Source organism: Actinophytocola sp. (genome assembly GCF_036555685.1).
GTDB lineage: Bacteria > Actinomycetota > Actinomycetes > Mycobacteriales > Pseudonocardiaceae > Actinophytocola.
Genome location: NZ_DATBKY010000264.1, coordinates 100,961 through 114,766, shown reverse-complemented (window position 1 = coordinate 114,766; position 13,806 = coordinate 100,961). Strand labels below are relative to the sequence as shown.

The following is a 13,806-nucleotide window of genomic DNA, read 5'->3' as shown; positions in this document are numbered from 1 at the left end:
TGACCGGGTGGCGGACGATCATCGGCGGCGGCGGTGGCGCCCGGTCGTCGTCCTGATCGTCCTTTTGGGACTGGGCGGGCTCGTCGCCTGGCAGGTGAACGACGCGCTCGGGCTGAGCGTCCGGCCCGCCGACGTCCCGGCCGAGCACCTGACCGCCGCGCCCGCGCGCGACGATGTCGCGCCACCCCGGATCACCGCCATCGACGTCCCGCCGCACCCCCGGCTGCGGCTCGCGGCCCGCGCCGTCGCCGGTGCGCTGGCGGCGAGAGGCGCGCCGCAGCCCGCGAGCTACGCCGGCGCGACCGGGGCCGTGCTGCGGGTCCGGCTCGACCCGCGGTTCGCCGGCGGCCCGGAGGCGTACCGGATCTCGCGCGCCGGCCCCGGCCTGTCGGTCGACGCGGGTGCGCTCGCCGGCGCGGCCGCCGGGCTGTACGCGATCGCCGACCGGATCTCGGCCGGCGCCGTGGTGCCGGCCGACGGGCGGGTCGTGACGCCCCGGCTCGGGCTGCGGCTGACCGACCTCGGCGCGGTCGGCCTGCCGGACGACCCGGCGGCGTACGCGCGCGACAACTACACGCTGAACTCCGACGTGGTCGGCGACGCGCTGCTCCCCCGCGCGCCGTACGTGGACGGGACAGCGGTCCGCCGGATCGCCACGCAGTTCCGGCGGCTCGTCGAGCACTCGCTCGCGCAGGGCTACAACGGTGTGGTCATCCCGGGCTTCCTCGAGTACGTGGCGTTCCGCGACCTCGACGTGTACCCGGACGGCGATCCGCACCGGGCCCGCGCGGCGGCGATGGTCGCGGCGTTCGGGCCGGTCTGGCGTTACGCGCACGACCTCGGCATGAAGGTCTACTTCCAGACCGACATGCTCGCACTGTCCCCGCCGCTGCGGGCGTACCTGGAGCGCACCGTGGGCGGGCTGCGCACCGAGGACGACCGGCTGTGGCGCGTCTACCGGGCGGGGCTCGCGGAGCTGTTCGACGTGCTGCCGTACGCGGACGGGCTGATGATCCGGATCGGCGAGGGCGGCGCGGCCTACCGGCTGCCTGGCTGGGACTACTCGGCGGAGATCGCGGTGACGACGCCCGCGGCCGTGCGCGCGATGCTGCGCTCGTTCCTGCGCGTCGCCGGGGACGCCGGCAAGGACGTCATCTTCCGCACCTGGAGCGTCGGCATCGGCGCGGTCGGCGACCTGCACACGAACCCCGCGGCCTACCGGGAGGTGCTCGGCGGGCTGACCGACGAGCACCTCATCGTGTCCACGAAGTACTCGCTGGGCGACTTCTACAGCCACCTGCCGCTCAACGACACCCTCTTCGAGGGCAACCAGCGGCGGATCGTCGAGTTCCAGTCCCGCCGCGAGTTCGAGGGCCTCGGCGCGCTGCCGAACGACATGGGCGTGCTGCACCAGCTGGCGCTGCGCCGGTTCCTCGCCGCGAACCCGCACGTCGAGGGCGTGTGGACGTGGGCGCAGGGCGGCGGTCCGCTGCTCGCCGGGCCGCGCACGCTGGACCTGCGGACCGGGTTCTGGCAGCTGTACGACCTCAACACGTACGTCACCGCGAAGCTCGCCTGGAACCCCGACGTCGACACCGCGGCCGCGACGGCCGACTGGGCGCGCCGCACGTTCTCGTCCGACCCGGCCACGGTGTCGGCGATCTGCCAGGCGATGGCGCTGTCCCGCGAGGCGGTCACCACGGGCCTCTACATCGGACCGTACGCGGACAGCTCGGTGAAGGCGCTCGGGCTCGAGCCGCCGCCGATGATGTGGATCTTCGAGTGGGACATCGTGACGGGCGACAGCGCCACGCTCGACACGATCTACGCCGTGAGCCGCGACCACGTCGACGAGGCCGTCGCCGAGGGTGCGACGGCCGTCCGCGACGCGCGGCGCATGCGTGCCCTCGTGGCCGCGACCGACCCGGCCACGTGGCGCGACCCCGAGCTGCGCCGGCGGTTCACCGCCACGCTCGACTACCAGGTGGACCTGTTCGAGACAGTCGGCGCGTACCGGACGACGTTCCTGCGGCACGTGCAGTGGCTCGACACCGGGTCGGCCGCGGCGCGGGACGCGTGGCTCGCCGCGGCGGACCGCTACGAGTCGGCCCGGGCCGGGCACGTCCGCCGCTACGGTGCCGACCGCGACCTGCCGGCGTTCAACTTCACCGCCGCGGACATCGGGCTCACCCTCGCGCAGCGCGACGAGACGATGGCCTGGCTCGCCCGCGGGCTGCTGGTGGCGGTGGTCCTCCTCCTGCTGTGGGGCGCGCTGCCCGGGGCACCGGTCGCGCCGCGGACACTGTGGACGGCGGCGACGCGGCCGTGGCGGCTGGCCCGGCTCGACGCTTCTCCGTCCCGTGTGGACCGCGTGCTGGTGTGGGCGGTGCCGGCGGCCGCGGTCGTGCTGAGCCGGGCGATCCTCACGTCGTTCGCCGCACCCGCGCACCTGGTGCCGACGCTCGGCGCGTGGCTGCTGTTCGCGCTGACGCTGCGCCTGCTCGTCCGCGACCCGTACCTGTTGTTCGCCGCGATCGGCGGGCTCGCGTTGCTCCGGACCGTCCTGCTGGCGCTGGGGCTGGTGGCGCGCGGGCCCGGCGGGTACTGGTTCGCGATCTGGACGTCGCCGCCGACGAGGACGGTGTATGTCACGGTGGCGTTCGCGGCCTTCCTGGCCCTGTTCGCGGTCGCCTACTCCGTGCTCCGGCGCGGCTACGCCATGTCCCGGCGGCAGGCGGCGGGGCGGGTGCTGCTCGCGGCAGGCATCCCACTGGCCGCGCTCGGCGCGCTCATGGCCCTGCTCGGCCTCGAGCAGGCGCTCACGTCGTGGAACGACCAGCTGGCGCTGCTGCCCTGGGGCCTGCACCGGATCCTGGGCATCACGGTGTACCTGGAGATCCCGGCGGATCTTCCGGTCCTCGTCGCCGCCGCGGGTGGTGTCCTGGCCGTGGCCGGCGCCGCGCTCACGCTGTTCCGGCGGACCGCGGCGGTACGGTCGGACTGACGCCGTAACCAGGAGGTTCTCGTGGCGGACTACGACCTTCCCGCGCCTTCTGCCCGCGCCCGCGAGCTGTACGACCGCATGCTCGTGTTCATGCGTGAGCGGGTCCTGCCCGCGGAGGCGGAGTACCTCGACCACCGCCGGACGGCCGGGCCGGAGGACCACACCGTGCCGCCGGTGGTCGAGGCGCTGAAGAAGCAGGCGCGAGCCGAGGGGCTGTGGAACCTCTTCCTGCCCGCGGAGTCCGGGCTGACCCAGCTCGAGTACGCGCCGATCGCGGAGCTGTCCGGCTGGAGCCTGGACCTCGCGCCGGAGGCGATCAACTGCGCGGCGCCGGACACCGGCAACATGGAGCTGCTGCACCTGCTGGGCACCGACGGGCAACAGCGGGAGTGGCTGCGGCCGCTGCTCGACGGCGAGATCCGCTCGGCGTTCGCGATGACCGAGCCGGAGGTCGCCTCGAGCGACGCGACCAACATCGCCACCCGGATCGAGCGCGACGGCGACGAGTACGTGATCAACGGCCGCAAGTGGTGGACCAGCGGGGCGCTGGACCCGCGGTGTGCGGTGCTGATCGTGATGGGCAAGACCGACCCGTCCGCGCCGCCGCACCGCCAGCAGACGATGGTGCTGGTACCGCGCGACACGCCGGGCGTCACCGTCGTGCGGGACCTGCCGGTGTTCGGTCACCACGACCAGCACGGCCACGCGGAGGTCCACTTCGCCGACGTCCGCGTGCCGGTCGCGAACGTCATCGGCGAGGAGGGCGGCGGGTTCGCGGCCGCGCAGGCGCGGCTCGGACCGGGCCGGATCCATCACTGCATGCGTGCGCTGGGGGCGGCGGAGCGTGCGCTGGCGATGCTGGTCGCACGGGCTTCGTCGCGGGTCGCCTTCGGTGGGCCGCTGTCCGACCAGGGTGTCGTGCGGCAGCAGATCGCGGAGTCGCGCCTGGAGATCGAGCAGGCGCGGCTGCTGTGCCACCACGCGTGCCAGGTGATCGACACGGCCGGGAACAGGGCGGCGCGGGACCTGGTGGCGATGGCGAAGGTCGCGGTGCCGCGCGCGGCCGGGCGCGTGATCGACCGGGCGATACAGGTGCACGGCGGCGCGGGCATCACGGATGTGACCCCGCTGGCCGCGATGTACGGCTGGCACCGCGCGATGCGCCTGTTCGACGGCCCGGACGAGGTCCACCTGCGATCGATCGCGAAGGCCGAGCTGCGCCGCACGCCGGTGCTGCCGGTCCAGTGACGTCGACGATCACGTTGCCCGGCTTGCGCCCGGTCTCGACGTAGCGGCGGGCGTGGACCGCGGCCTTCACGACCGCACCATGCCGAACCGGAGGCCCGCCGACTCCGTGGTGGCGTCGGCGGGCCTCCGCGTCCCCGTCAGCTACCGTGGTAGGTCTGGATCCGGTGCATCAGATCCGCCTTCTCGGCCGCGGTGCCGTACGCCTCGAACGGGAAGGCGAGGAACACCACCTTGTACGAGCCCGCCGCCACGTTCAGCGCGTCGGTCGCCGACGAGTCGTCGGTGAACGCCGGGGTGGCCGGGGCGATCGGGGTCACCCGGTCCTCGAACGTGGCGTTGAGGACCGTGTGGTCGATCGGCACGGCGCCGATCCCGTCGGAGACGGGGTTGCCGGTCACGCCGTGGACGGCCGCGGTCGCCTTGTCGTTCTGCGCCTCGGTGCCGTCCCAGTCGATGTGCAGGTAGTTCCGCACGAACGCCGTGGTGCCGGCCGCCTGGTCCAGGATGTCCTGGCCCGACATGAACAGCTTGCCGCCGCCGTCGAGGAACGCCGTGAGGTCACCCTCGTACGGCGTGATCGGTGCCGGGTAGGTGTTGCCGGTGAACCACACGACCGTGCGGTGCGCGGTCAGGTAGGTCCTCGGCAGCTCCGGATCCGCGGACAGATCCCACCGGCTGAACGCGGTCCCGTTCGCGTTCAGCGCGTCCTCGTAGTACGACTCGACGTCGGGCGCGCCGAGGTCCTCGTCGACGAGCAGCGTGTCCACCGCCACCGCGATCGTGGTCAGCTTCGCGCTGCCGGTGACCGAGCTGTCCGCCGCGGACGAGGCGGTCACCGTCGTGTCGTTCGTCGCGTCGTTGGCCGCCGAGGCCGGCACGCTGACCTTCACGCAGACGTCGGTCGTCGCGCCCGGCGCGACAGTCGGCGTCGTGGTCGACGGCGTCGTGCAGGACGCGTCGAACGTCGCCGCCGGCCAGGTGCTCGCCGTCGACAACGTGTAGCTGTCCGCCTGGAACCCGTTGTTCTTCAGGTGCACGGTGTACGTCGCGTCGGTCCCGACCCGGGCGCCGCCCTTCTGCGTGGCCGGCGAGACGGCCAGCGCGTGCGCCGGCGCGATCGCGACCGTGTGCGGGCTGCCGTCGGCGTCCACGCCCTGGTCGGACTTCACGACGATGCCGTCGTTGACGATCGACTTGACCGAGCTCGGCAGGCTCGGCGCGATCCGCACGGTGAGGTTCACCGACTTGCTGCCGCCGGCCGGCACGCTCAGGTTGCGCCACTGCACGGTTCCCTTGCGCAGCGTGCCACCGTCGCTCGCCGAGACGAAGCTCGTGTGGGCCGGGACCGGCTCGTCGATGCGCACCCCGGTCGCGGGCGCGTTACCGACGTTGCGCACCGTGATCGTGTAGTGCACCTCGCTGCCCGGGCCTACCGGCGTGCCGTCGTCCGACTTGGACACGACGAGTGCCGGCGAGTTGGCGCCGGTGTTCAGCGTGTACGCCGCGCGGCCGTGCGTGCCGGCGGCGAGCGTGGCGTGGCTAGGGTCGTAGTCGAGCTGCCACACCGAGACCTTCGGCATGCCGTTGCCGAGCCGCTTCCACGACTTCCCGCCGTTCGTGGTGACGAACGGGCCGACGTCGGTGCCGGCGTAGAGCGTGTCGTCCGCGGACGGGTCCAGGATCACCGAGTTCACCGGGATGTCCGGCAGGTTGGCGCTGATGTCCTTCCAGTGCCGGCCGCCGTCGGTGGTCTTGAACACGTGGCCGCGGTGGCCCGGGGTGGCCGAGCCGAAGCCGGCGTAGGACACGTACGCGACACGCCAGTCGGACCGGTCCACGGCGAACTGCGCGACCGGCCGGTTGGGCAGCACGTTCTGGCCGACGCGTGTCCACGTAGGACTGTCCGCGGTGACCGCGTTCGGGCTGACCGAGACCACGCCGTCGTCGCTGCCGACGTACGCGCCGTCGCCGCCGTCCGCGATGCCGATCGCCGAGATCAGGCAGCCGCGGGCGCCGTTGGGTGCCTCTTGCGGGCAACCCGTCGTGAGGTCCGGGCTGACGACGTCCCAGTGGACGTCGCCCGCGGACGGTGCCTCGGCGTTGTTGGTCCGGTAGAGCCGGTAGGTGCCGAGGAACATCTGGTTGGTGTCGGCCCGGTTCTGGACCCACGGGATGTAGAACTCCGCCCGGTCGTTCATGTCGATGCCACCGTCGATGGCCTCGTTGCCGAAGAACGTGCCGACCTCGGTCGGGTCGTACCGGTAGGGCGAGATGCCGAAGTACGTGCCGAACACGTACGCCGGCAGGCCCGGGTTGGCCTCGTTCAGGGTCGTCTGGTCGACGATCACCTGCCCGCCGTCACCGCTGGCCTGGTCGAACCACCGGTCGTTCGCGAGCGACTTGCGCAGTGTGCCGTTGTCCTGGGTGCCGCCCCAGTACTGGCCGGGCACCTGGGGCACGGTCGCCATGCTCGTGAACTGGGTGATCCGCAGCCCCGTCGAGTGCACCAGCGCGGCGGTGTTCGGGTCGACGGTGCCGTTGAGGTTCTCCCAGTCCACGGCCGACAGCGGGGCGCCCGCCGGGCGGCCGCCGCCGGTGGCGGACTGCCACACGCCGCCGTCGTTGCCGATCGCGATGTGCTGCGTGTTGTTCCGCTGCAGGGCGATCGCGTGGAAGTCCGGGTGCAGGTCGTACCCGAGGCTCTGCCACGTCGCGCCGCCGTCCTTGGACCGGTAGATCCCGCCGGACTGCGGCGAGTTGTCGTACCCGTAGGAGCCGCCGACGTAGAGGACGTCCGGGTTCGTCGGGTCGGGGTAGACGACGTTGTCGTAGAAGCACTGCGTGCCGCAGTAGTCGAAGACCGAGTCGGCGCCGGTGCCCGTTCCCGTCGCGGTCCAGTGCGCGCCTTCGTCGGTCGTCTTGTAGATCTGCGCCGGGTGGTACTCGTCGTCCAGGTCGAAGTAGTCGAACCCGGTGTAGATCGTGGCGTGCGCGGCGCCGGCCGGGTGGGACAGGCCGAGCGCGAACCGCGTGCCGCCCTCGAGGAAGTTGCCCTTCGGCAGGTCACCCAGGGCACTGGCCCACGTGGCGCCGCCGTCCGTGGTGCGGTAGATGCCGTCGCCCCAGAAGGAGGCGTAGAGCTGCCGCGGGTTCTGCGGGTCCATCACGAGGTCGGTCGCGCCGTGCAGCTCGTCGGTGGTGCCCTTCTTCAGCGACCAGTGCCTGCCGCCGTCGCGGGACTCCCACACGCCGAACGGGGTCTCGGCGGGCGCTGTCGTCCGGCGGATGCCGCCGCGGCCGCGCAGGGTCGCCATGTACAGGTGGTCCGGGTTTCCCGGGTCGACGGTGATCGACGACGTGGACTGCCCGTTGAACTGGTCGCCGGAGACCCGCTTCCAGGTCACGCCGCCGTCGTTCGAGCGGTAGACGCCGTCGCCGTAGTAGCTGTCGCCGGACAGCGCGCCCTCGCCGGAGCCGAGGTAGATGATCCGGTCGTCGCTGGGCGCGAGGGCGAGCGCGCCGACCGACTGGGTGTTCGCGTCCGGGGTGCGCGAGGTCCAGGCCTTGGTGGCGGTGTCGTAGGTCCACACGCCGCCCTGGGCGGCACCGAGCACGATCGTGCCGTCGTTGCGGATCACCAGCGCACCGATGCGGCCGGACACCGCCTCGAAGGTGTTGCTCGTGCGGCCGACCTGCACGACCGGGTCCGGTCCGGTGCTGGCCCAGGTCCCGCCCCGGGCCGCGCCGCGCTTGGTCTCCACGGCAACGCCGTTCGCGGCGGTGGCGGCGCGGTTGCGGAAGGTCGCGGCCTGTTCGAAGCTGAGCTCGTCGTCGCCGGCCAGCAGCCGGCTCCAGTAGTAAGCGTCACGAAGCTTGTCGAAGCTCTCCTCGTCCTCGCCGGACTCGTGCTCCCCCTTCGGGGTGAGCAGGACCGGGGTGTCGTCGGGTGGCGCCGCGACAGCCGTCGCGGACGCGGTGACCGTGATCAGCGGGGTCACCAGCAAGATCGCGGCAAGACATCTGAATCGGGCGACAGCGCGTAATTTGACCATTTTGCAGGCTCCAAAGAAACCGGACAGTTCGCGCAAAAAGGCACGCTGCAACGAAGATCCGCTACAGCCCCGCGACAGCCTCCTCCAGCGCCGATCCGAAAACAAGACGCCGTTTCGGGCAACTGTGCCAACAATTCGGCCACGCGATAGTCGAATTCGACTGTCCGAACAATTCCGGTCGCGGTCGGAAAAGAACTACCGCGAGCCACGAGAAGTATGCCGCGACTTTCCGTAGTCATTCTCCTCGGCTGTAACACTCTGCGTGATCGTCACGACGGACGGCACGAGGGTTACCGGAGATGCCCTCGCGGCACCGGGGCTCCGCCATTCCAGAACGAGGGGGCTTGTTCGATGCTGTCCGTCTCCGCCGCGGGTACGCGGATCGTCGCCGCCGCGCTGTCGGGAGTGATCGCGCTCGGACTGGCGGCGTGCGCGCAACCCGTCGACGGTACGAGCACGGCCGCGCCGCGCACGTCGACGAGCACCCCGCCGCCCGCGACCGTCACGGTCACACCGTCCACTGTGTACGTGCCGCCGCCCGCGACGGTGACCGTGCCGGACAAGCCCCTGACACCCTGCCAGAAATTGCATGCGGCCGGATATTCGTATGACGTAGCGTACGCCGCGTGGGCGGACGCGGGATTCCCGGCGAACTGGGACGCGGACAAGGACGGCCTTCCGTGCGAGCAGTCGTATGGTGAGCAGAACTAGGGCGGCTCTTTCCGGCGACTTCGTCTTCCGGCCGCCCCGGCTGACCGACGCGGCGGCGATCGCGGCACTCGCCCGGGACTACACGCTCGGCGTCGTGGGGTTCGCCGACTACACCGAGAACGACGTGCGCGACGACCTCACCGCGCCGGGTTTCGAGCCGGCCCATGACGCGCGTCTCGTGTTCGACTCCGCCGGCACGCCGGTGGCCTACGCGACCGCGATCGCACGGGCGGACAGCGATCTCGTCGAGATCGACGTCCTGGCAACGGGTTCGGCCGTCCGCCACTGGCTGTTCGGCTGGTCGCTCGATCGCGCCCGCGAGCTCGGCCGCGCACGCGGGCACCGGCAGGTGACGGTCGACCACGGCGTCTACCGCGCCGACGACGGGCTGCGGGCCCAGGCGGTAGCGCACGGGCTGGCCGTCGCGACCACGTTCCACCGGATGCGCATCGACCACGGCGGACCGGCCGATCCGCCGACGCCACCGGCCGGCGTCTCGTTGCGGCAGGGCACCGATCCGGCGGTGCGCGAGGCGGCACACGGGGTGCTGAACACGGCCTTCACCGAGCACTTCGGCAACGTGCCCAAGCCGTTCGGCACGTGGCAGGAGACGCTCGAGCGGAAGTCCACATTCGACTGGACGCAGCTGTGGCTCGCCGAGCTGGCCGGCCGGCCCGCCGGCGTGCTGGAGTGCAACGACCAGTTCGTCGCGGACGAGGGCTGCGGGTACGTCGCCTCCGTCGGTGTGCTGCCGCCCGCGCGCGGCCGCGGTATCGCGAAGTTCCTGCTGCGCCACGCGTTCGCGATCGACGCCGCCGTGGGCCGTACCGGCACGCTGCTGCATGTCGACTCCAACAACACCACCCCGGCGCTGGGCGTGTACGAGTCGGTCGGCATGCGCCCGGTCCTGGTCATCGACGTGTGGCGGCGGACCCTGGAGACCTGACCGGACACGGCCGGCACGCGCGGGCGCGCCCGGCCCGGCACGGCCGGACCGGCAACGTTACGGTTTACCGATGCGTACCGGGTTAGCCACCGTGCTGGTTCTGCTGGGATGCCTGCTCGCCGCGCCGGCTGTCGTGGCCTACGTGCTCGTCGACGAGGTGACCGACCGCGAGGCCTACCTCGAGGCCGTCACCCCGCTCGCGGACGACCCGGGCGTGCAGGGCGCCGTCGCCGACCAGATCTCCGCCGCGCTGGATGAGAAGGTGCCGGGGCAGGCGCGGCAGCTCGTGGACACGAGCATCGACAAGTTCGTCGCGAGCGACCAGTTCCGCGACGCCTGGGTACGCCTCAACACCGAGGTCCACCCGCAGCTCGTGGCGCTGCTGCGGGACGAGGGCGGCGGCAGCGTCGCCGTCGAGGGTGACGCGATCGTGCTCGACCTGGGCGTCGTCGCCGACGACATGAAGCAGCGCTTCGTCGCGGACGGGGTGCCGCTCGCGAACCGGATCCCGGCGGTCGACGCGAAGATGCAGCTCGTGTCGGGGCCCGCGGTGAGCCAGCTCGTGCCCGCGTTCGACCTGCTGGAGAAGCTGAGCGTGATCCTGCCGATCGCCGCCATCGCGCTCATCGTGCTCGGGCTCGTGGCCTCCGCGCGGCGCGGCATGACGCTCGTCGTCACCGGCTTCGGGCTCGTCGTCGCCATGCTGCTGGTCGTGCTGGCCGGGTTCCTCGCGCGCAGCCAGATCACGGCGAAGAGCCCGGCACCGGAGATCGCCGGGCCGTTCTACGACGCGATCACCCAGCGGATGTCGATCGTGGTGTGGGTGATCTGCGGTCTCGGCGGCGTGTTCGTGATCGTCGGCGGCATCATCGCCCGCCGCACCCCGCGCGCCGCCCCCGAACCGCCGCGCCGCAACTACGCCTACCGCCGCTGACGCTTCGCCGCCGGCCCGCGCGGGGCTAGCATGATCGGTCGGCCTTCCGATCTCACCGCGTGGGGGTAAGAAAATGGTGGCAGGCAGACGAATCCGCTCCTTGTCCGCCGGCGCGCTGGTGCTCGCCATCGCCTGGGTCGGCATCGGGGTGCCGACGCTCGCCGGCGACCGGCCGGCCGCGACCCGGGCCGCGTGCACGGTCGTGGACACCGACGCGGGCCTCGACGACTTCCGCGCCCTGGCCGTGCTGGCGCCCGCGCGGGACATCCGCGCCGTCGTCGCGACCGAGGGCATCTCCGGCGTGCAGAACGGCGCGACCGCGGTGTCGATGTTCCTCGCGAGCCACGGCGCCACCCCACCGGTCGTCCCGGGCCTGGCCTCGCCGAACCCGCCCGCCTACGACTGGCTGCCGGCCGCCCGCGCGGGTGCCGAGCGGATCGACGACTACCTCCACGACGCCGTCCCGTTCGGCCGCGACCCGGGCCGGCTGACACGGGACCTCCGCGCGGCGGTGCGCGGCTGCGACCGGGTCGACCTGCTGGTGCTGGGCCCGTGGACCTCCTACCTGCGCTACTCCTCGGTCCTCGGCCACGACGTGCACGTCGTCGCGTCCGGCCGCTCGTTCGCGGAGAACAACCCGGACAACTTCAACTGCGAGTACGACCTGGCCGCGTGCCGGACCGCCACGGGCCGGCTGCACCGCGCGGTGTTCGTCGACCTGCCGCCCGCCGGACCCGAGCCGACCTACGACCCCACCGCGGAGATGATCGCCGGCCTCGAGGCGGCCGGCATGCCGGGGTTGCTGCGGACCGCGCTGCGGGTGGACCCGGGCCAGTGGCTGGGCACCCGGCTCTGGGACGACGCGGCGGCGTTGTACCTGGTCGAGACGGGCGTGTTCGCGCCCCGGGGCGGTCACGTCGAGCCGGCGGTGCCGTCGGACGAGTTCCGCGACCTCGTGCGCGACGCGATCAACGCCGGGTGAGCGGCACGACCGCGCCACCCCGGGAGATGATTGGTCCGTGCACGTCGCCGCGGAGATAGTCGCGCTGGTCGTGGCGGTTCTGGCCGTCACGGCCCTCGCGCGCCGGTTCGACTGGCCGGCGCCCCTGTGCCTGATCGCGGTCGGGGTCGCGGCCTCCTATGTACCCGGGGTGCCGGACTACGCGCTCTCGTCCGAGGTCGTGCTGGTCGGGTTGCTGCCACCGTTGCTGTACTCGGCGGCGATCCAGACGTCCCTGCTCGACTTCCGCAAGATGCGCGGACCGATCGCCACACTGTCGGTCGGGCTGGTCGTCTTCACGGCATTCGGGGTCGGCCTGGTCGCGTGGGCGGTCGTGCCCGGGCTGCCGTTCGCCGCGGCCGTCGCGCTCGGCGCGGTCGTGGCGCCGCCGGACGCGGTCGCGGCGAGCGCGGTCGCGCGGCGGGTCGGCATGCCGCGCAAGCTCGTCCGGCTGCTCGAGGGCGAGAGCCTGTTCAACGACGCGGCCGCACTTGTCGCCCTGCGCACCGCGATCGCCGCCCTGGCCGGGTCGATCACGTTGTGGCAGGTCGGCATCGACTTCGTGCTGGCCCTCGCCGGCGGCGCGGCCGGCGGCGCGGTCGTGGGGATCGCGGCAGCCTGGGTGCGCAACAAGCTGACCGACATGGTCACCGACACCGCGCTGTCGTTCGCCGTGCCGTTCGTGGCGTACATGCTCGCCGAGGTGGTGCACGGGTCGGGCGTGCTGTCGGTCGTCATCGCCGGGCTCATCCTCGGGCACAAGGCGCCGGTGATCCTCTCCGGCCAGGCGCGGCTGTCCAGCCGGCACAACTGGCAGACCATCCAGTTCCTGCTGGAGAACCTGGTCTTCCTGCTGATCGGGCTGCAGGTGCGGATGATCTTCGAGCAGGTCGCGGACAGCGAGCTCTCCGGCATCGCGATCGCCGGCATCTGCGTGGCCGTGCTCGTCGCCACGATCGTGACGCGCGTGCTGTGGCTGATCGGCATCGGCACGGCCAAGCGGATCACCGCCCGGCTCGGCTGGAAACGCAGGCGCCACCCGTGGCCCTGGAAGTACTCGGCGGTGATCGCGTGGTCCGGCATGCGCGGCGTGGTCACGCTGGCGGCCGCGTTCGTGCTGCCGCCGGACACCCCGCACCGGGGCGTGCTCGTGCTGTCCGCGTTCGTCGTCGTGGCCGGCACGCTGGTGGTCCAGGGCATGACGCTGCCCGGGCTGGTCCGGCGACTGCGGCTGCCGGCGCCCGACCCGGCGGAGGACGCGCTGCAGGAGGCCGCCGTGCTCAACGACATGGGGCACGTGGCGCTGGCACGGCTGGAGGAGATCCGGCGGCCGGAGGACCCGCAGGAGGTCGTCGACCGGCTGCGCGCCCGGCTGCAGGACCGGACGAACTCCGCGTGGGAGCAGCTGGGCCGGCAGAGCACGCTGGCCGAGACCCCGAGCGACGCGTACCGCCGGATGCGCCTGGACCTGCTGCAGGTGGAGCGCGAGCAGGCGCTGCTGGCGCGCAACAACGGCGTCGCCGACGACGTGGTGCTCCGCCGGGTCCTGGAGCGGCTCGACATCGAGGAGTCGATGCTCGACCGGGACGACGAGGAGCTCCCCGAGACCGACCGGGAGCTGCGTACTCCCGCACCGACCGCCGGCTCCTGCAAGCACCTGTCCCACCCGTGGAAGGACGTGGAGCCGAGCGCGCGGGACAGCTGCGCCGCCTGCATCGCGGAGGGGCTGACGTGGGTGCACCTGCGGATGTGCCTCAAGTGCGGCAACGTGGCCTGCTGCGACTCCTCGCCGGGCAACCACGCGACCCGCCACTTCCACGACAGCCGCCACCCGGTGATGCGCAGCTACGAGCCGGGCGAGACGTGGCGTTGGTGCTTTGTGGACACGCAGCTCGGCTGAGCGGGGCACAA

8 protein-coding genes are annotated in these 13,806 nt (G+C 72.4%); 7 read left to right on the top strand and 1 reads right to left on the bottom strand.

The window, feature by feature from the left end:
• Window positions 1-7: 7 nt before the first annotated feature.
• Together VH969_RS26920 and VH969_RS26915 are read left to right on the top strand one after the other, a co-directional pair.
• Window positions 8-3,004 (top strand): hypothetical protein, encoded by a 2,997-nt coding sequence (locus tag VH969_RS26920; protein ID WP_331979124.1) that lies wholly within the window; start codon window positions 8-10, stop codon window positions 3,002-3,004.
• A 78-nt stretch (window positions 3,005-3,082) separates the two neighbouring features.
• Entirely contained in the window at window positions 3,083-4,252 is a 1,170-nt protein-coding gene (locus tag VH969_RS26915; protein WP_331979207.1) for an acyl-CoA dehydrogenase family protein, read from the top strand.
• A 137-nt stretch (window positions 4,253-4,389) separates the two neighbouring features.
• Here VH969_RS26915 and VH969_RS26910 read toward each other — a convergent pair whose 3' ends face one another.
• Entirely contained in the window at window positions 4,390-8,250 is a 3,861-nt protein-coding gene (locus tag VH969_RS26910) for a hypothetical protein (protein ID WP_331979122.1), read from the bottom strand.
• Between the two features lie 405 nt (window positions 8,251-8,655).
• Between VH969_RS26910 and VH969_RS26905 the strand changes: the two genes are divergently transcribed.
• From VH969_RS26905 to VH969_RS26885, 5 genes are all read left to right on the top strand, one after another.
• Entirely contained in the window at window positions 8,656-9,015 is a 360-nt protein-coding gene (locus tag VH969_RS26905; protein WP_331979120.1) for a hypothetical protein, read from the top strand.
• On the top strand, window positions 9,002-9,961 hold the full coding sequence (locus VH969_RS26900; protein WP_331979118.1) for a GNAT family N-acetyltransferase: 960 nt from the start codon (window positions 9,002-9,004) through the stop codon (window positions 9,959-9,961). Before VH969_RS26905 ends, VH969_RS26900 begins: the two co-directional genes overlap by 14 nt.
• Window positions 9,962-10,031: 70 nt before the next feature.
• Window positions 10,032-10,895: a hypothetical protein gene (locus tag VH969_RS26895; RefSeq protein ID WP_331979116.1), complete on the top strand. Its 864-nt coding sequence runs from the start codon at window positions 10,032-10,034 to the stop codon at window positions 10,893-10,895.
• Between the two features lie 73 nt (window positions 10,896-10,968).
• Window positions 10,969-11,877 carry a nucleoside hydrolase gene (locus VH969_RS26890; protein WP_331979114.1) on the top strand — a complete coding sequence of 303 codons (909 nt, stop codon included), beginning with the start codon at window positions 10,969-10,971 and terminating at the stop codon, window positions 11,875-11,877.
• 37 nt (window positions 11,878-11,914) lie between these two features.
• A complete protein-coding gene (locus tag VH969_RS26885; protein WP_331979112.1) occupies window positions 11,915-13,795 on the top strand; it encodes a Na+/H+ antiporter in 1,881 nt (626 codons plus the stop codon).
• Window positions 13,796-13,806 lie beyond the last annotated feature (11 nt).